Here is an 18,128-nt window from a genome sequence, read left to right on the forward strand (position 1 = left end):
ACATGGCATCGGGCTTCCTGGGGAGGGATCCGGGGGGATTCGGAGGAAGCCGGTTTTGGGGGGATACGAGGGGCCCGGTCGTCGGACCGGGCCCCTCGTCGTTTCGGCGGTCGTCGTGCCGGCGGTCGTCGTTCCCGCGGTCGCGATTGCTGCGATGCCGGGTGCCGCAGCGGTTATCCACAGCCTCGAACCGTTGTCGGAGCCGACCGGTACCGTCGGTGCATGGTCCAGATGGCAGTCGTGGAAGGTGTCCTGGAGCGGATCACCTATGCCAACGAGGAGAGCGGCTACACGGTCGCGCGCGTCGACACCGGCCGCGGCAGCGGCGACCTCCTCACGGTGGTCGGCTCGCTGCTCGGCGCGCAGCCCGGGGAGTCGCTGCGGCTGGAGGGCCGCTGGGGCTCCCACCCGCAGTACGGACGGCAGTTCACCGTCGAGAACTACACCACCGTCCTGCCCGCCACCGTCCAGGGCATCCGCCGCTATCTCGGCTCGGGCCTGATCAAGGGCATCGGCCCGCGCATCGCCGACCGCATCACCGAGCACTTCGGCACGGACACCCTCGACGTCATCGAGAGCGACCCCGGCCGCCTCATCGAGGTCCCCGGCCTCGGCCCGAAGCGCACGAAGCTGATCGGTGCCGCGTGGGAGGAGCAGAAGGCCATCAAGGAGGTCATGGTCTTCCTCCAGGGGGTCGGCGTCTCCACCTCCATCGCCGTGCGCATCTACAAGAAGTACGGCGACGCCTCCATCTCCGTCACCCGTAACCACCCCTACCGGCTGGCCGCCGACGTCTGGGGCATCGGCTTCCTCACCGCCGACCGCATCGCCCAGGCCGTGGGCATCCCGCACGACAGCCCCGAGCGGGTCAAGGCCGGGCTGCAGTACGCCCTTTCCCAGTCCACCGACCAGGGGCACTGCTATCTCCCCGAGGAGCGGCTGATCGCCGATGCCGTGAAGCTCCTGCAGGTCGACACCGGGCTCGTCATCGACTGCCTGGCCGAACTGGCCGCGGAGGACGGCCGGGAAGGGCCGGCGGAGGAGGAAGGCGGGACGGCGGGCGTGGTGCGCGAGAAGGTGCCCGGCCCCGACGGCGGGCAGCCCGTCACCGCCGTCTACCTCGTCCCCTTCCACCGGGCCGAACTCTCCCTGGCGGGGCAGCTCAAGCGGCTGCTCGGCGCCGGCACCGACCGGCTCGCCGCCTTCCAGGGCGTCGACTGGGACCGCGCCCTGACCTGGCTCGCGGGCCGCACGGGCGCGCAGCTGGCCCCCGAGCAGCGGGAGGCGGTCAGGCTCGCGCTCTCCAGCAAGGTCGCCGTGCTCACCGGCGGGCCCGGCTGCGGCAAGTCCTTCACCGTCCGCTCCGTGGTCGAACTGGCCCGCGCCAAGGGGGCCAAGGTCGTCCTCGCGGCGCCCACCGGGCGGGCCGCGAAGCGGCTCTCCGAGCTCACGGGCGCCGAGGCGTCCACCGTCCACCGGCTCCTGGAGCTCAAGCCGGGCGGTGACGCCGCGTACGACAAGGACCGACCCCTGGACGCCGACCTGGTGGTCGTGGACGAGGCGTCCATGCTCGACCTGCTGCTGGCCAACAAGCTCGTCAAGGCGGTGCCGCCGGGCGCCCACCTGCTCCTCGTCGGCGACGTGGACCAACTTCCCTCCGTGGGCGCCGGGGAAGTGCTGCGGGATCTCCTGGCCCCCGGCAGCCCGGTCCCCGCCGTCCGGCTCACGCGCATCTTCCGGCAGGCGCAGCAGTCCGGAGTGGTCACCAACGCCCACCGCATCAACTCGGGGGCCCAGCCCCTCACCCAGGGGATGACGGACTTCTTCCTCTTCGCCGAGGAGGACACCGAGGAGGCGGGCCGGCTCACGGTGGACGTGGCGGCCCGGCGCATCCCCGCGAAGTTCGGGCTCGACCCCCGGCGGGACGTCCAGGTGCTGGCGCCCATGCACCGCGGCCCGGCCGGGGCCGGCACGCTCAACGGGCTGCTCCAGCAGGCCATCACGCCCGCCCGGCCCGATCTGCCGGAGCGGCGCTTCGGCGGCCGGGTCTTCCGCGTGGGCGACAAGGTCACCCAGGTGCGCAACAACTACGAAAAGGGACAGAACGGAGTCTTCAACGGCACCGTGGGCGTCGTCACCGGCCTCGACGTCGTCGAGCAGCGGCTGACCGTGCGCACCGACGAGGACGAGGAAGTGGGCTACGACTTCGACGAACTCGACGAGCTCGCGCACGCCTACGCGGTGACCATCCACCGCTCGCAGGGCAGCGAGTACCCGGCCGTGGTGATCCCCGTCACCACGGGTGCCTGGATGATGCTGCAGCGCAATCTTCTCTACACCGCGGTAACCAGGGCAAAGCGGCTGGTCGTGCTGGTGGGCTCGCGAAAGGCGCTCGGACAGGCCGTACGGACCGTCTCCGCAGGCAGGAGGTGTACCGCACTGGATCACCGGCTGGGAATGTGAGGGCGTTCGGGGAGGTTTTGTGAAGGGCCGGACGGCCCCCGGATCGGGGCGAAACGGTCCCGGACCAGCGGGAACCGGGGTGGGATTCGTCTCTCATCGGTTTACCAACCGGGGCGAAGGGGGCAGTATGGCCAGGCTGGACGGCACTCAGTGCCGTCTTTAGGCCCTATGGCCGACCCCGAGTGCACGTGCATCGTCCAAATGGGGGAAGGTAGGGGTAGTCAGGGCACCTCGAAGAAGAGGCACAACGTCGGTGAGGGATGACGTGAGCGACAACTCTGTAGTAGTGCGGTACGGGGACGGCGAATACACCTACCCGGTGGTCGACAGCACCGTCGGCGACAAGGGCTTCGATATCGGCAAGCTCCGCGCCCAGACCGGTCTGGTGACCCTGGACTCCGGTTACGGCAACACCGCCGCCTACAAATCCGCGATCACCTACCTCGACGGTGAGCAGGGCATCCTGCGCTACCGGGGCTACCCGATCGAGCAGGTCGCCGAGCGCAGCTCCTTCCTCGAGACCGCCTTCCTGCTGATCAACGGCGAGCTGCCGTCGACCGAGGAGCTGGCGACCTTCAAGGGCGAGATCACCCAGCACACCCTGCTGCACGAGGACGTCAAGCGCTTCTTCGACGGCTTCCCGCGGGACGCGCACCCGATGGCGATGCTGTCCTCCGTGGTCAGCGCGCTGTCGACCTTCTACCAGGACAGCCACAACCCGTTCGACGAGCAGCAGCGTCACCTGTCGACGATCCGGCTGCTGGCCAAGCTGCCGACGATCGCGGCCTACGCGTACAAGAAGTCGATCGGCCACCCGATCGTCTACCCGCGCAACGACCTCGGCTACGTCGAGAACTTCCTGCGCATGACCTTCTCGGTGCCCGCCGCCGAGTACGAGCTGGACCCGGTCGTCGTCAGCGCCCTGGACAAGCTGCTGATCCTGCACGCCGACCACGAGCAGAACTGCTCCACGTCGACCGTGCGCCTGGTGGGCTCCTCGCAGGCCAACCTGTTCGCGTCGATCTCCGCCGGCATCAACGCCCTGTGGGGCCCGCTGCACGGCGGCGCCAACCAGTCGGTGCTCGAGATGCTCGAGGGCATCAAGGCCAACGGCGGCGACGTCGACTCCTTCATCCGCAAGGTGAAGAACAAGGAGGACGGCGTCCGCCTGATGGGCTTCGGCCACCGCGTCTACAAGAGCTTCGACCCCCGGGCGAAGATCATCAAGGCGGCGGCGCACGACGTCCTCTCGGCGCTCGGCAAGTCCGACGAGCTGCTCGACATCGCGCTGAAGCTGGAAGAGCACGCGCTCTCCGACGACTACTTCGTCTCGCGCAACCTCTACCCGAACGTGGACTTCTACACGGGTCTGATCTACCGGGCCATGGGCTTCCCGACCGAGATGTTCACCGTGCTCTTCGCCCTCGGCCGGCTGCCGGGCTGGATCGCCCAGTGGCACGAGATGATCAAGGAGCCGGGTTCGCGCATCGGCCGCCCGCGCCAGATCTACACCGGTGTCGTCCAGCGCGACCTGCCGGTCGAGCGCGCCTGACGCACGGCTGTGCCGTAGAGCACGACAAAAGCCCTGAGAGCCGCCATGGCTCTCAGGGCTTTTCGCATGGCCGGGAAAAGCGCCCCGTTTCCGATCCCCCCACGGGTCGGAGCGGGGCGCTTCCCGTTCCCCGGTACGGATTCCCCCCACGGGATCCGGCCGGGAGCCGTCGGTGCGCGCAGCCGACGCGATCTGCCGGGACGCGTACGTACGGGAGGGCCGCTCAAAGCTCCCCGGAGTACGTGCCCCGGCCACGCGTGGCCGGTACCGTCCCCCAAGACGATCCAGCACTGCCCGGTTAGACCCACGACCCCCCGCAATGGTTACGTTGCCATTGCTGTGATCTAGGTCTCTTGCCATAACGGACGCACCGGGGCAAGAGCCCAAGTGTGTGGGTGTTGTGTCACTTATGTGGGTTACGTGTCGGCCCGGCGTGTGGCGGGGACGGCCCCGTGCGGCGTCAGGCGCGGCCGGCGAGCTCGTAACCGGCCTCGTCCACCGCGGCGCGCACGGCCTCCTCGTCCAGCGGGGCCGCGGAGACCACCGTGACCCGGCCGGTGGCGGCAGCGGCCTGCACCGACGTGACGCCCGCCAGGGCGGAGAGCTCCTCCTTCACGGCGGACTCGCAGTGGCCGCAGGTCATGCCGGTCACGCGGTAGACGGTGGTGGTGGCGGTGGGCTGGGAGCTCATGACGGTTCTCCTCGCAAAGGTCGTCGCGATGGTCGTCGCGATGGGCGTCGCGGTGTTCTCGAACGCGGTGTTCTTGAACGCGCTGTCCTCAAGTGGTGAACACCTTACCCCCTGGGGGTATTTCCGCGGGGGCGAAGCGGGGCAGGAAAGGCGCGCGAAGGGCCCCGGGCCGCTGCGGCCCGGGGCCCGGAAGGGGACGGGGGTCAGTTCTTCGGATCGCGCCGGGAACGGTTGCCCGGGCGGCTCGCCACCCAGGCGCGGACGGTGTCCGCGAACCAGAAGGGCTTGCCGCCCTCGGTGAGGTCGGGCTTGGGCAGCAGCCCGTGCTTGCGGTAGGTCCGCACGGTATCGGTCTGGACGCCGATGTGCGCTGCGATCTCCTTGTAGGACCAGAGTCGACGGTCGGTCATCTCACGCCTCTCCGCTGCGCGCAGCGACGGAGGGGGATCCGTCGGGGGAGCTGCGACGCGGCCTTGTCGATCACCACGACTGTTGTCCGTTGGAACGACGCAGAGTGACCGTCGATGCGGCGCCGTCGTGCGGCTGTGACGGAAGGGGAGCGGGAACGTGACGCCTGTGACGTACGTATGACCCGGTATCAGTCCGGGAGGGCCGTGAGGGCCGTGACGCGCACGGGCCGGTTCTCCCGTCGGGACGTCTCGCAGGCCTCGGCCACCAGCAGGGCGTGCAGCCCCTCGCGGCCGGGGCACGGGTTGGGCGCCTCGCCCCGGGCGGCGCGGACGAAGGCGGTCAGCTCGGCGCGGTAGGCGGCGGCGAACCGTTCCAGGAAGCCGGTCCAGGGGCGTGCGGGCGAGGGCGGGCCGGCGGGCTCGGCCGAGGTGGCGGGCGTCCGGGCGTCCAGGCCCACGACCCACTGGTCGAGCTCGCCCGACAGCTCCGTGCGGACGTCGTACCCGGCGCCGTTGCAGCGGGTCGCCGTCGCCGTGACCAGCGTGCCGTCGCCGAGGGTGAGGAGGACGGCGGCGGTGTCCACGTCACCCGCCTCCCGGAAGAGCGGGGCCGTGGCCCCGCCGGTCGCGCCGCGGGCGTACACCTCCGTCACCTCCTGGCCCGTCAGCCACCGGACGGTGTCGAAGTCGTGCACCAGGCAGTCCCGGATCAGCCCGCCGGACTGCGCCAGGAACGCGGCGGGCGGGGGCGCGGGGTCCGAGGTGACGGCGCGGATCGTGTGCACGCGGCCCAGGCGGCCGGCGCGCAGCGCGGCGCGGGCCGCGCGGAACCCGGCGTCGAAGCGCCGCTGGAACCCCAGCTGCAGCAGCGTCCCCGCCGCGTCCACCTCGCGCAGGGCGCGCAGCGTGCCGGGGATGTCCAGGGCGACGGGCTTCTCGCAGAACGCGGGGAGGCCGGCGCGGGCCGCCCGTGCGATCAGGTCCGGGTGCGCGGCGGTGGTCGCCGCGATCACGACCGCGTCGACGGTGCCGTCGAAGACGGCGTCGGGGGAGGGGGCGGTGCGCGCACCGACGCGTGCGGCCAGGGCCGCGGCGCGGTGGTGTTCGGTGTCCGCGACGACGAGCTCGTCGACTCCGTCGGCCGTGGCGAGGACGCCGGCATGATGCGCCCCGATCCGCCCGGCCCCGACGACTCCGATCCGCATGACTGACTCCGTCCTGTAGGCGATGTGCCTGGGCGCCGCGGCGGCGGTGCGGTGCCGGGTGACACCTGCCGGCTCGGCACCGCCGGAATGGTTGCGGGTGGCTGGTCGCCGTTGCGGCGGGGGTCGGAGCCCGCCCGGGGCGGCCTGGCAAGAAAATCCGCCGCGACGGCGCGCAACCCCCGCCGGGGTGTCCGGCGGTGCCCGACCTGGTCGGCTGCGGCTGCCTGCCGGACGCCCGGCACCGGGTGTCACGCGTACATCGGGGGCCGCGGTGGCAACGTGACTTCCGTTCGGGTGCCCGTGGACTGGGCTCGGACGCCCGCCTCGCAGACCGCCGCCGCCGCGTACCCGTCCCACACGCTCGGCCCCTCCGTCACCCCGCGCCGCGTCGCGTCGACCCAGTGCTGCACCTCGCGGTCGTACGCCTCGCGGAAGCGGTCGACGAAGTCCTGGGCGATGGCGCCGCCCCAGCGCCCGGCGGCGTTCACGTACAGGCCGTGCGCGTCGCCCAGCCGCGCGCTGCCGCGCTCGCCGACCGCCTCGCACTGCACCTGGTAGCCGAACCCGCAGTTGACGAAGACCTCGACGTCGGCCACGGCCCCGCCGGAGGTCTCCAGGAGCACCAGCTGAGGGTCGCTCAGGGCCCCCGGCGCGGCCGCCGAAGGAGCCGGCTTCACCACGCTCACCGCCGTGATCTCCTGCCCCAGCAGCCACCGCGTGGCATCGATCTCGTGCACCACCGAGTCGTTGATCATCATCGCCTCGGTGAAGCCCGGCGGCGTGGCCACGTTCCGGTGCCGGCAGTGGAGCATCAGCGGCCGCCCGAGCCCGCCGCCGTCGAGCAGCGCCTTCAGCTGCAGGTACTCCGTGTCGTACCGGCGCATGAACCCCACCTGGGCCCGCCGGCGCCCGAGCCGCACCTCCGCCTCCATCACCCGCAGGGCGGACTCCGCGCCGGTGGTGAGCGGCTTCTCGCACAGCACGGGCAGGTCCCGCGCGAAGGCGTCCAGCAGGGCCGCCTCGTGCGCGGGCCCGGGGGAGGCGATGAGGACGGCGTCCACGTCGCCGGCGTCCATCGCGGCGGCGGCGTCGCTGTACGCGGTGCAGCCGGGGACGCCGTCCGCCACCCGCTCGGCGCGCTCGCCGTCGACGTCTATGACCGCGCTCACCCGCGCCCCGCTGATGACGCGGTCGAGACGCCGGACGTGGTCGGAGCCCATCCGCCCCGTGCCGATGACCGCGACGCCGAGGGGGTGTCCGCCTTCGTGCTTCATCCGTGCAAGTCTCCTCGTCTCAGACGCCGCAGCCGCGCAGGAAACCCCGCGTGCGCCGGGCGACCGGCAGCGGGCGGTCCGGCGGGCACGGGTACATGTCCTGTTCCACGATGGCGAACAGGTCCGCGTCCAGCCGGGAGGCCGCGGCGAGGACGGGCTCCAGCGCCGGAACGCCCCGCGGCGGCTCGCACATGACGCCCTGCCGGACGGCGGGCCCGAAGGCCGTCCCCTTGGCGAGGACGTCCGCGAGGACCTCCGGGTCGACCTGCTTGAGGTGGAGGTAGCCGATCCGCTCCCCGTACGTCTCGATGAGCCTGACGCTGTCGCCGCCGCAGTACGCGTAGTGCCCCGTGTCCAGGCAGAGGCTGACCAGCGACGCGTCGGTGGCGTCGAGGAAGCGCTCGACGTGCGCCTCGGTGTCGATGTGCGTGTCGGCGTGCGGATGGACGACGATCCCGAGCCCGTACCGCTCGCGCACCTCGCGCGCGAGCCGCTCCATGCCGGCGGTGAGGTGCCGCCACTGCCCGGCGGTCAGCTCGGGGTCCTCGACGATCTCGGCCGTCTTGTCGTCCCGCCAGAAGGAGGGGATGACGACCAGGTGCCGCGCGCCCATCGCGGCGGTGAGCTCCGCGACGGGCGCGACGTGCGCCCACGTCGCCTCCCAGGTGTCCGGCCCGCGGTGCAGCGCGGTGAAGACCGTGCCGGCGGAGACCGTGAGGCCGCGCCGCTGCGTCTCGTCGCGCAGCCGGGCCGGGTCGGTCGGCAGATACCCGTACGGGCCGAGCTCGATCCATTCGTAGCCCGCCTCGGCGACCTCGTCCAGGAACTGCCGCCACGGCAGCTGCGCCGGATCGTCGGGGAACCAGACGCCCCACGAGTCGGGGGCGGAGCCGACCCGGATCCGGTGCCGGGAGGGCGTGTTCGCGTCGGGAGCGGGCATGGTCGTGGCTCTCCTCGGGCTACGGGCCGGGTTGCCCGTAGCCTTCCCCGCGGTGCGGAGGAGTGTCAAGAGTTCGTCCGGACATACGGACGTCACGTCAAGTTGCGCGGCGTTCACGTCTATATGTAAGGACAATTCCTTGACAGGGTCCCGCGCGCCCGGCTAGACCTGAGCCGAATCGTCAGGAAGGGCGCCGATGAGCCAGCCGAGTGCGTGCACGTCTTACGACCTGATCACCATGGGCCGGGTCGGGGTGGACCTGTACCCCCTGCAGACCGGCGTGCCGCTGGCGAGGGCCGAGACCTTCGGCAAGTTCCTGGGCGGCTCGCCCGCGAACGTCGCGGTCGCCGCGGCGCGGCTCGGCCGGCGCGTGGCGCTCATCAGCCGCACCGGCGCGGACCCGTTCGGGGACTACCTCCACGACGCGCTGCGCGACTTCGGCGTCGCCGACCAGTGGGTGACGCCCGTCGCCGCCTACCAGACGCCCCTGACGTTCTGTGAGGTCTTCCCGCCGGACGACTTCCCCCTCTACTTCTACCGCCGCCCCAAGGCCCCCGACCTGGAGATCCACCCGCACGAGCTCGACCTCGCCGCGATCCGGGCCGCCCGGATCTTCTGGGCGACCGGCACCGGGCTGTGCGAGGAGCCCAGCCGGGGCGCGACGCTGGCCGCGCTCGCCGCGCGCGGGCGGCGCGGCGTCACCGTCCTCGACCTGGACTGGCGGCCGCTGTTCTGGGGCGGGGAGGGCGGCGCGTCCGGGGCCGGCGGGCGTACGGGCCCCGCCGCCATGGCCGCCGCCCGGCCGCACTACGCCGCGGCCCTCGCCCACGCCACCGTCGCGGTCGGCAACGCCGACGAGTGCGAGGTCGCCACCGGCGAACGCGCGCCGCACGCCGCGGCGCGGGCGCTGCTCGCTGCCGGGGCCGAACTCGCCGTGGTCAAACGGGGTCCGGAGGGCGTCCTCGCCGTCCACCGCGACGGGACGGCGGCGGAAGTGCCGCCCGTGGAGGTGGAGGTCGTGAACGGGCTCGGCGCGGGTGATGCGTTCGGCGGGGCGCTGTGCCACGGCCTGCTGGCCGGCTGGCCGCTGGAGCGGACGCTGAGGTTCGCCAACGCGGCCGGGGCGCTGGTGGCGTCGCGGCTGTCGTGCTCGGCGGCGATGCCGACGGGGGAGGAGGTCGAGGGGCTGCTCGACGCGCGGGCGGAGGCCCACTCAGCTTCCGACCGGTCCGGCCCGGACACCTGCTGGTCCGGCCCGGGCACCCGCCCGTCCGGCCAGGACCCCCGTACGGAGGTCCCCCGCTCGTGACCGTGCAGATCGCCGACCTTCCCCGCATCCGCAGCCGGCACCCCGAGGCCATTGCCGAAGCCGCCGCCCGGCGGGCCCGGCGGCCGCTCGTCGGTGACAGCGGCCGGCTGATGATCATCGCGGCGGACCACCCCGCCCGCGGCGCCCTCGCCGTCGGCGACCGCCCGTTCGCCATGGCCGCCCGGCCCGACCTGCTGGAACGGCTCTGCCTCGCGCTGTCCCGGCCCGGCGTCGACGGAGTCCTCGCCTCCGCCGACATCCTGGACGACCTGCTGCTGCTCGGCGCGCTGGAGAACAAGGTCGTCATCGGCTCCATGAACCGCGGCGGGCTGGCCGGCGCGGCCTTCGAGATGGACGACCGCTTCACCGGCCCCCGCGCGGAGGACCTGGCGGCGCTGGGCTTCGACGCGGGCAAGCTGCTCCTCCGCATCGACCCCGCCGACCCCGGCTCGCTCAGCACCCTGCACGCGGCCGCCCGCGCCGTCGGCGAGATGGCCGCCCGGCGGCTGCCGGTCTTCGTCGAACCGTTCCTCTCCCGGCGCGTCGACGGACGGGTCGTCAACGACCTGAGCGCCGAGGCCGTCACGAAGGCGATCGCCGTCGCCTCCGGGCTGGGCGGGACGTCCGCCTACACCTGGCTCAAGGTGCCGGTGACGGACGATCCCGCACAGATGGCGAGGGTCATGGAGACGTCGACGCTGCCGGCGGTCCTGCTCGGGGGCGACGTCGGGGACGACCGGGACGCGGCGTACGAGCGGTGGCGGACGGCGCTGCGCCTGCCGACGGTCCAGGGGCTGGTCGTGGGCCGGGCCCTCCTCTACCCGGCCGACGGGGACGTGGCGGGAGCGGTCGACAGGGCGGTGGGACTGCTGTGACGGGTGCGCTGCGCGCGGCGCGGCCGGACGCCCGGGGCCTCCGGCCGGGGCGTCCGGTCCCGCCGTCGCCGGAGCGGCCCCGTCACCGCCGCGCTCGCACGCGGTGGTTGCGCGCCGTCGCGGCGGCGGGAGAACCCCGGTTCCCTCCCCGGAGGGGGACCCGCATTTCACCGTTCCGCGGGGGCGAGCCCCCGGCCCCCGGACGCCGGGGGCGGATCCAGGAGGCCACCCCATGACGCCCCACCCCTACGACACCGACGTCACGCCCGAGCAGGCCGGCTGGGCGTATTCCTCCCTGCGGGTGATCACCCTGCCGGCCGGCGGCGCCCACACCTTCCCCGCCGGCGGCAGCGAGTGGATCGTCCTGCCGCTCAGCGGCGGGTGCACCGTCACCATCGCAACCACCGGCACGGCCCCCACCAGCACGGCTTCCCCCCACACCACCCCCACCACCTTCGAACTCCGCGGCCGCCCCTCCCCCTTCGCCGCCGTCACCGACTTCGCCTACGTCCCCCGCGACGCCACCGCCACCCTCACCACGCCCGCCGGCGGCCGCTTCGCCCTCGCGGGCGCCCGCTGCGAGCGCCGTCTGCCCGCCCGCTACGGCCCCGCCGAAGCGGTTCCCGTGGAGCTGCGCGGCGCCGGCTCCTGTTCCCGGCAGGTCAACAACTTCGCCGCCGCGAACGTCTTCGCGTGCGACCGGCTCATCGCCGTCGAAGTCCTCACCCCGGGCGGCAACTGGTCCTCCTACCCGCCCCACAAGCACGACGAGCACCACCCCGGCGAGGAGTCCGAGCTCGAAGAGATCTACTACTTCGAGATCGCGGACGGCCCCGCCGGCACCCCCGGCGCCGGCTACCAGCGCGTCTCCCCCTCGCGCGCCGGCGGCACCGACGTCCTCGCCGAGGTCCGCACCGGCGACACCGTTCTCATCCCCGACGGCTGGCACGGCCCCTCGATGGCCGCGCCCGGCCACGACATGTACTACCTCAACGTCATGGCCGGCCCGGGCGCGGAGCGCGAGTGGCTCATCCGCGACCACCCCGACGCGGCGTGGATCCGCGACACCTGGCCGGGCCTCGCCCCCGACCCGCGCCTGCCGTTCCCCCAGCACCCGGGAGGAGACCGATGACCCGCCGTCTCACCGTCGCCCAGGCCCTGATCGCCTTCCTCGCCCGGCAGTACACCGAGCGCGACGGCCGCCGGCAGCGCCTGGTCGCCGCCTGCTGGGGCATCTTCGGCCACGGCAACGTCGCCGGCATCGGGCAGGCGCTGCTGGAGTCCGGCGACGCCATGCCGTACCACCAGGGGCGCAACGAGCAGGCCATGGTCCACGCGGCCGTCGGCTACGCCCGCCACCGCGACCGGCTCTCCGCCCACGCCGTGACGACCTCCATCGGCCCGGGCGCCACCAACCTCGTCACCGGCGCGGCCCTCGCCACCATCAACCGCATCCCCGTCCTCCTCCTCCCCGGCGACACCTTCGCCACCCGCCCCGCCGACCCCGTCCTGCAGCAGCTCGAACACCCCGGCGCGGGCGACGTGTCCGTCAACGACTGCCTGCGCCCGGTCTCCCGGTACTTCGACCGGATCACCCGGCCGGAGGCGCTGATCCCCGCCGCCCTGCAGGCGGCGCGCGTCCTCGCCGACCCCGTCGAGACCGGCGCCGTCACCCTCGCCCTGCCGCAGGACGTGCAGGCCGAGGCGTACGACTGGCCGGAGGAGTTCTTCGCCGAGCGGGTCTGGCACGTGCGCCGCCCGGCCCCAGACCCCGCCGAGCTGGCCGCGGCCGCAGCAGCCGTACGGGCCGCCCGCCGCCCCCTGCTGATCGCGGGCGGCGGCGTCCACCACAGCGAGGCCGAGGACGCGCTGCGCGCCCTCGCCGACGCCACCGGCATCCCCGTCGCCTCCACCCAGGCCGGCAAGGGCTCCCTGCACCACGCCCACCCCGCGGACGTCGGCGGCATCGGCCACACCGGCACGGCCGCCGCGGACGACCTGGCCCGTACGGCCGACCTGGTCATCGGCGTCGGCACCCGCTACAGCGACTTCACCACCGCCTCGAACACCCTCTTCGCCGCCCCGGACGTGCGCTTCGTCAACCTCAACATCGCCCCCTTCGACGCCCACAAGCTCGCCGCCCTGCCGCTCGTCGCGGACGCCCGCACGGGTCTGGAGGCGCTGGCGGACGCACTGGCCGGCCACCGCGTCACCAAGGCGTACGAGGAGGAGTGCGCGGCCGGCAAGCAGGCGTGGGAGCAGGCCGTCACACGGGCATTCACCGTGCGCGACGAGGCCGCGCTCCCCACCCAGGCCCAGGTCCTCGGCGCCCTGGACGCCGTCGTCGACGGCACCGACGTCGTCGTCAACGCCGCCGGCTCCCTCCCCGGCGACCTGCACAAGCTCTGGCGCGCCCGGTCCCGCCGCCAGTACCACCTGGAGTACGGCTACTCCTGCATGGGCTACGAGATCCCGGCCGCGATCGGCGTCGCCATGGCCGAGCCCGGCCGCCCGGTGTGGGCCCTCGTCGGCGACGGCACGTACCTGATGATGCCGACCGAACTGGTCACCGCCGTGCAGGAGGGCATCCCCGTCAAGGTGGTGCTGATCCAGAACCACGGGTACGCCTCGATCGGCGGCCTGTCGGAGGCCGTCGGCGCCGAGCGCTACGGCACCGCCTACCGCTTCCGGGCCGCCGACGGCACCTACACGGGCGCCCCCCTCCCCGTGGACCTGGCCGCCAACGCCGCCTCCCTCGGCATGCACGTGCTGCGCCCCCGCACGGCCGGTGAGCTGCGGGAGGCGCTCGCCGACGCGCGTGCCTCCGCGCGCCCCACATGTGTCTACGTGGAGACCGAAACAGCCGACACAGTGCCGGGCGCGCCCCCTGCCCAGGCGTGGTGGGATGTGCCTGTCGCCGGGGCCGCGACCCGCCCGGCCGCCCGCAGGGCCCGGGAGGAGTACGAGCGCGACCCGCGTGGTCTGCGTGCCCGCCGCCGCTATCTTTGACCGTAGGAGAGGCCGAGCCATGAAGACCGTCAACCACTGGATCGACGGCAAGGCCGTCGAGGGCGCCTCCGGCACGTACGGGCCGGTCACCGACCCCGCGACGGGCGCGCGGACGACGCGGGTCGCCTTCGCCTCGGCGGAGGAGGTGGACGCCGCCGTCGCCGCGGCCAAGGCCGCCTTCGCGACGTGGGGCACGTCCTCCCTCGCCACCCGCACCGCGATCCTCTTCCGCTACCGCGCGCTGCTCGACGCCCACCGCGCCGAGATCGCCGAGCTGATCACCGCCGAGCACGGCAAGGTGCACTCCGACGCGCTCGGCGAGGTCGCCCGCGGCCTGGAGATCGTCGAGCTGGCGTGCGGCATCACCACGCAGCTCAAGGGCGAGCTGTCCACCCAGGTGTCCGGCGGCGTGGACGTGGCGTCGATCCGCCAGCCGCTCGGCGTCGTCGCGGGCATCACGCCCTTCAACTTCCCGGCGATGGTGCCGATGTGGATGTTCCCGCTGGCCGTCGCCTGCGGCAACACCTTCGTGCTCAAGCCCAGCGAGAAGGACCCCTCGCCGGCGATCCTCCTCGCCCAGCTGGCCGCCGAGGCCGGGCTCCCCGAGGGTGTCCTCAACGTGGTCAACGGCGACAGGACGGCTGTCGACCGGCTGCTGACCCACCCGGACGTCGCCGCCGTCTCCTTCGTCGGCTCCACGCCCATCGCGCGCCGCATCCAGCGCGTGGCCACCGAGCACGGCAAGCGCGTCCAGGCGCTCGGCGGCGCCAAGAACCACATGCTGGTGCTGCCCGACGCCGACCTCGACGCGGCCGCCGACGCCGCCGTCTCCGCCGCGTACGGCTCGGCCGGCGAGCGCTGCATGGCCGTTTCCGCCGTGGTCGCCGTGGGCGCGGCCGGCGACGAGCTGGTGGCGAAGATCCGCGAGCGCGCCGAGAAGATCAAGATCGGTCCGGGCGACGACCCCTCCTCCGAGATGGGCCCGCTCATCACCCGGGAGCACCGCGACAAGGTCGCCTCGTACGTGCGCGGCGCGGCCGCCCAGGGCGCCGAGGTCGTCCTCGACGGCACCGGCTTCACGGTCGAGGGCTACGAGAACGGGCACTGGATCGGGCTGTCCCTGCTCGACAAGGTGCCGGTCGGCGCGGACGCCTACCGCGACGAGATCTTCGGCCCGGTGCTGTGCGTGCTGCGCGCGGAGTCCTACGAGGAGGGGCTGGCCCTCATCAACTCCTCGCCGTGGGGCAACGGAACGGCCGTCTTCACGCGGGACGGCGGCGCGGCCCGCCGCTTCCAGCTGGAGGTCGAGGCGGGCATGGTCGGCATCAACGTGCCCATCCCGGTGCCGGTCGGCTACCACTCCTTCGGCGGCTGGAAGGACTCCCTCTTCGGCGACCACCACATCTACGGCAACGACGGCGTGCACTTCTACACGCGCGGCAAGGTCGTCACCACCCGGTGGCCCGACCCGGCCGACAGCGGCGTGGACCTGGGCTTTCCCAGCCACCGCTGACGACCGCCGAGCACCTCCCGCTGCATGGAACACAACCCTCCGGAACGTAAGCTCGGGCCATGACCTGGTCCAGCGCGCTGCGGAAGGCCGCCCGCGACGGGCTGACGATCGAGCGCACCAAGCTGACGCCCGTGGTCGCCGCCCGCGGGGCGCTCGGCGTGGCGATCGTCGTCGGGGTCACCCTCTGGGCGGGGACCCCGGCGCTCGCCGTGTCCTCGGCGTTCGGCGCGTTCTCCGCGGGCCTGGTGACGTTCCAGCGCAGCTGGCGGCCGCGGCCGGTGCTGGCGCTCGCCGTGGCGGTCGGACTGGCCGTCAGCACGTTCCTCGGCTACGTGGCCGCCTTCGACCCCGTCGTCTTCGGGACCCTGCTGACCGTGTGGACGCTGCTCGCGGGCATGGCCTGGGCGGTCGGGCCGGTCTCCGGCCTGGTCGCCACGCAGACCATCGCCGTCATGCTGGTCACCGTCACGCTGCCGACGTCCGTCATGGGGGCGCTGCACCACGCCGGGCTGATCGCGGTCGGCGGGCTGGTGCAGGCGGCCCTGGTCGTCCTGCTGCCGGTCCGCCCCTGGGGCGCCCAGCGGGACGCCCTCGCCGACGCGCTGGCCGCCGAGGCGGACTACGCGCGCCGGCTCCGGCACGACCCGCAGGCCCTCTTCGACCCGCAGCCGCTGATGGACGCCCGCGAGGCCGCCGAGCTGACGCCCCGCCAGGCCCGCAACCGGCCCCGCCAGCTGGGCGGGCCGCGCGGCGTCGCCGAACGGCTGCGGCCCGTGCTCGCCTCGCTCGCCGACCCCGTCCTGGGCGCCCCCGCCGAGGGGCCCGAACGGGACCGCGTGCGGGACCTGCTGGGCGCCGCCGCGACCGTCCTCGACGCCGTCGCCCGCGCCATCCGGTGGGGCAAGCCCGTCAAGCTGCCCGACGAGGCCACCGAAGTCCTCACCGTGCCCGCCACCGGGCCCGTCCTCCACGGCGCCGCACGCCGCTCCGCCCTGCGCCTGATGGCCCTCCTCGGCGACGCGGTCGACGCCACCGACGAACCGGTGCGCCGGGCCCCCGCCCGCGGCGGAGACGGCCACCGGCACCTGCTGCGGCCCTCCGTGCCCCGGCTCGTCCCCGTCGTCCTGCGGGCGCTGCGGCGCGAGGCGCGCTGGTCGTCGCCGGTCGGGCGGCACGCGGTGCGGGTCTCCGCGGTGGTGATCGCCGGCTACGCGGCCGGCACCGCACTCCCCTGGGGGCACGGCTACTGGGCGCCGATGACCTCCGTGATGGTGATGCGGCCCGACTTCGGGCAGACGTACTCGCGGGGCGTCGCCCGGTTCGCCGGGACGGTGGTCGGAGTGGCCGTCGCGGGGGCGCTCATGGCCTTCACCCACCCCGGGCTGTGGGTGTGCGCGGGGCTGGCGGTGGTCTGCGCCGGCCTGATGTACCTGCTGATGCGCACCGGCTACAGCGTGACCTCCGCCTGCATCGCCGCCTACGTCGTCTTCCTGCTCGGCATCGCGGGGGAGGGCTGGTCCCAGACCATCGAGGCGCGCGTCGCCCTCACCCTGATCGGCGGGCTCCTCGCCATGGCCGCCTACGCGCTCTTCCCCACCTGGGAGACGCCCCGCCTGCGGGACCGGCTCGCCGACTGGCTCACCGCCAACGGGCGCTACGCGCTCGCCGTGCTCGGCGCCTTCGCGCAGCCGGGGGAGCGCAAGCCGCGCCGCGTGCGGGAGGCCCTGCTGGACGCGCGCGCCGCCCGTACGGCCTGGGAGGAGATGGCCGGGCGCGCCCTGACCGAGCCCGTCCGGCACCGCGGCCTCTCCCGCAGCTCCGAGCGGGCCGCGGAGGCGGCGCTGGCCACGATGGGCCGGGCGACGCTGCTGATGGAGGCCCACCTCCCGGACCGCGACGCCGAACCGTCGAAGGGGGCGGAAGGTTTCGCCGCCGCGCTGGAGGGCGCCCTGCCGGACGCGGCGGCGGCCGTGCGCGAGCGGCGGCCCCTCGACTGGACGGCCCCGCGCGAGGCGCTCGCCGCGTGGCGCGCGGAGGACGGTGAGGAGGGCGTGGCCATCCGCGGCTCGGAACTCCTCATGGATGCCCTGGACGAACTCGCAACGGCCCTGTCCCCGGGCCCGGGCGGCCGCAACCGCGCTTCGCGCCGGCCGTAGGGTCCGGCCGGCCTCCGCGGCGCGGCCGCACGGTGCCGGGCCGGCCGGTCCTCACGGAGTGGACAGCGGCCGGTCCTCACGGAGTGAACAGGCAGCCGGTCCTCATGGAGTGAACAGGCGGCCCAAGTGGGCGTCCAGGAGTTCCCGGGCCTCTTCCGGGGCGCACGCGTCCAGGAGGAGATGCGTCGTCAAGCCGTCCGTCAGGGCGATCAGAAGCATCGCTTCCGCGTCCGGGTCGCGCGACGCTTCCACCTCGCCCCGCGCGATCCCCTCCCGCACCTGGCCCGCGAAGAAGGCCCGCAGCGCCGGCACGCCCTCCTTCGCGTGGTCGCGCAGCCGCTCGTCGTGCAGGGCGCGCACGAAGTACGCGATCTGCACGAGGTTCCCCGTACGGCTCTCGTCGTCCAGCGGGAGCATCTCCATGACCGTCTCCCGCAGGACGTCCCGCGGCGCCGGCGGCGCGGCGAGCCGCATGAGGCGCGTGCGGATGCGCCCCTCCGCCAGCCCGCTCAAGTACTTGAGGGCGAAGACGAGCAGCTCGTCCTTGCTGGAGAAGTAGTGCTGCAGCTGCCCCAGCGAGATCCCGGCCTCCGCCGCCACGTCCCGCAGGCTCGCCCCGTCGAGCCCCCGCGCGCACGCGATGCGCCACAGGGCCTCCGCGATCGCCCGGCGCCGCTCCTCGTGGTCCACGCGCTTGGGCACGACCACCACCTCATCTTTCCAAGTCGCTC

General features: G+C 73.7%; 14 protein-coding genes. 8 read left to right on the forward strand and 6 right to left on the reverse strand.

The window, feature by feature from the left end; genetic code table 11:
- Nucleotides 1-222: 222 nt before the first annotated feature.
- Nucleotides 223-2,463, forward strand: coding sequence for an ATP-dependent RecD-like DNA helicase (locus ACFZCD_RS24565; RefSeq protein ID WP_391834308.1), 2,241 nt, complete (start codon nt 223-225; stop codon nt 2,461-2,463).
- Nucleotides 2,464-2,728: 265 nt separating this feature from the next.
- Nucleotides 2,729-4,015, forward strand: a complete 1,287-nt coding sequence (locus ACFZCD_RS24570) for a citrate synthase (protein WP_391834310.1) — start codon at nt 2,729-2,731, stop codon at nt 4,013-4,015.
- 460 nt (nt 4,016-4,475) lie between these two features.
- On the opposite strand, the gene ACFZCD_RS24575 is transcribed toward ACFZCD_RS24570, so the two are convergent.
- From ACFZCD_RS24575 to ACFZCD_RS24595, 5 genes are all read right to left on the reverse strand, one after another.
- On the reverse strand, nt 4,476-4,748 hold the full coding sequence (locus ACFZCD_RS24575; RefSeq protein WP_391834836.1) for a heavy-metal-associated domain-containing protein: 273 nt from the start codon (nt 4,746-4,748) through the stop codon (nt 4,476-4,478).
- Nucleotides 4,749-4,909: 161 nt separating this feature from the next.
- Nucleotides 4,910-5,116, reverse strand: coding sequence for a helix-turn-helix transcriptional regulator (locus ACFZCD_RS24580; RefSeq protein ID WP_391834312.1), 207 nt, complete (start codon nt 5,114-5,116; stop codon nt 4,910-4,912).
- A 188-nt stretch (nt 5,117-5,304) separates the two neighbouring features.
- The gene (locus ACFZCD_RS24585; protein WP_391834314.1) at nt 5,305-6,321 is read right to left on the reverse strand and encodes a Gfo/Idh/MocA family oxidoreductase; all 1,017 of its coding nucleotides are present in this window, start codon (nt 6,319-6,321) and stop codon (nt 5,305-5,307) included.
- Between the two features lie 248 nt (nt 6,322-6,569).
- On the reverse strand, nt 6,570-7,595 hold the full coding sequence (locus ACFZCD_RS24590) for a Gfo/Idh/MocA family protein (protein ID WP_391834316.1): 1,026 nt from the start codon (nt 7,593-7,595) through the stop codon (nt 6,570-6,572).
- A gap of 19 nt (nt 7,596-7,614) precedes the next feature.
- Entirely contained in the window at nt 7,615-8,535 is a 921-nt protein-coding gene (locus ACFZCD_RS24595) for a sugar phosphate isomerase/epimerase family protein (RefSeq protein ID WP_391834318.1), read from the reverse strand.
- A gap of 196 nt (nt 8,536-8,731) precedes the next feature.
- Here ACFZCD_RS24595 and iolC point away from each other — a divergent pair, with 196 nt between their 5' ends.
- The 6 genes from iolC to ACFZCD_RS24625 all read left to right on the forward strand — a co-directional run bounded on the left by iolC (nt 8,732) and on the right by ACFZCD_RS24625 (nt 17,397).
- Entirely contained in the window at nt 8,732-9,844 is a 1,113-nt protein-coding gene (gene iolC / locus ACFZCD_RS24600) for a 5-dehydro-2-deoxygluconokinase (protein WP_391834320.1), read from the forward strand.
- Nucleotides 9,841-10,719, forward strand: coding sequence for a deoxyribose-phosphate aldolase (locus tag ACFZCD_RS24605; RefSeq protein WP_391834322.1), 879 nt, complete (start codon nt 9,841-9,843; stop codon nt 10,717-10,719). The genes iolC and ACFZCD_RS24605 overlap by 4 nt, the downstream gene beginning before the upstream one ends.
- Before the next feature lie 232 nt (nt 10,720-10,951).
- Nucleotides 10,952-11,851 (forward strand): 5-deoxy-glucuronate isomerase, encoded by a 900-nt coding sequence (gene iolB / locus ACFZCD_RS24610; protein WP_391834324.1) that lies wholly within the window; start codon nt 10,952-10,954, stop codon nt 11,849-11,851.
- Nucleotides 11,848-13,728, forward strand: coding sequence for a 3D-(3,5/4)-trihydroxycyclohexane-1,2-dione acylhydrolase (decyclizing) (gene iolD, locus ACFZCD_RS24615; protein WP_391834326.1), 1,881 nt, complete (start codon nt 11,848-11,850; stop codon nt 13,726-13,728). Before iolB ends, iolD begins: the two co-directional genes overlap by 4 nt.
- Nucleotides 13,729-13,747: 19 nt before the next feature.
- Nucleotides 13,748-15,241: a CoA-acylating methylmalonate-semialdehyde dehydrogenase gene (locus ACFZCD_RS24620; RefSeq protein WP_391834328.1), complete on the forward strand. Its 1,494-nt coding sequence runs from the start codon at nt 13,748-13,750 to the stop codon at nt 15,239-15,241.
- 59 nt (nt 15,242-15,300) lie between these two features.
- On the forward strand, nt 15,301-17,397 hold the full coding sequence (locus tag ACFZCD_RS24625; protein WP_391834330.1) for an FUSC family protein: 2,097 nt from the start codon (nt 15,301-15,303) through the stop codon (nt 17,395-17,397).
- A 102-nt stretch (nt 17,398-17,499) separates the two neighbouring features.
- On the opposite strand, the gene ACFZCD_RS24630 is transcribed toward ACFZCD_RS24625, so the two are convergent.
- On the reverse strand, nt 17,500-18,099 hold the full coding sequence (locus ACFZCD_RS24630) for a TetR/AcrR family transcriptional regulator (protein ID WP_391834332.1): 600 nt from the start codon (nt 18,097-18,099) through the stop codon (nt 17,500-17,502).
- Between the last annotated feature and the right edge of the window lie 29 nt (nt 18,100-18,128).

This window comes from Streptomyces sp. NPDC008001 (assembly GCF_042958085.1).
In the GTDB taxonomy this organism is placed as follows: domain Bacteria; phylum Actinomycetota; class Actinomycetes; order Streptomycetales; family Streptomycetaceae; genus Streptomyces.

Coding starts and splice junctions, on each gene's coding strand:
- ACFZCD_RS24625 (WP_391834330.1), top strand. CDS start 15,301: ATGACCTGGTCCAGCGCGCTGCGGAAGGCCGCCCGCGACGGGCTGACG.
- ACFZCD_RS24595 (WP_391834318.1), bottom strand. CDS start 8,535: ATGCCCGCTCCCGACGCGAACACGCCCTCCCGGCACCGGATCCGGGTC.
- iolC (WP_391834320.1), top strand. CDS start 8,732: ATGAGCCAGCCGAGTGCGTGCACGTCTTACGACCTGATCACCATGGGC.
- ACFZCD_RS24565 (WP_391834308.1), top strand. CDS start 223: ATGGTCCAGATGGCAGTCGTGGAAGGTGTCCTGGAGCGGATCACCTAT.
- ACFZCD_RS24585 (WP_391834314.1), bottom strand. CDS start 6,321: ATGCGGATCGGAGTCGTCGGGGCCGGGCGGATCGGGGCGCATCATGCC.
- ACFZCD_RS24620 (WP_391834328.1), top strand. CDS start 13,748: ATGAAGACCGTCAACCACTGGATCGACGGCAAGGCCGTCGAGGGCGCC.
- iolD (WP_391834326.1), top strand. CDS start 11,848: ATGACCCGCCGTCTCACCGTCGCCCAGGCCCTGATCGCCTTCCTCGCC.
- ACFZCD_RS24590 (WP_391834316.1), bottom strand. CDS start 7,595: ATGAAGCACGAAGGCGGACACCCCCTCGGCGTCGCGGTCATCGGCACG.
- iolB (WP_391834324.1), top strand. CDS start 10,952: ATGACGCCCCACCCCTACGACACCGACGTCACGCCCGAGCAGGCCGGC.
- ACFZCD_RS24580 (WP_391834312.1), bottom strand. CDS start 5,116: ATGACCGACCGTCGACTCTGGTCCTACAAGGAGATCGCAGCGCACATC.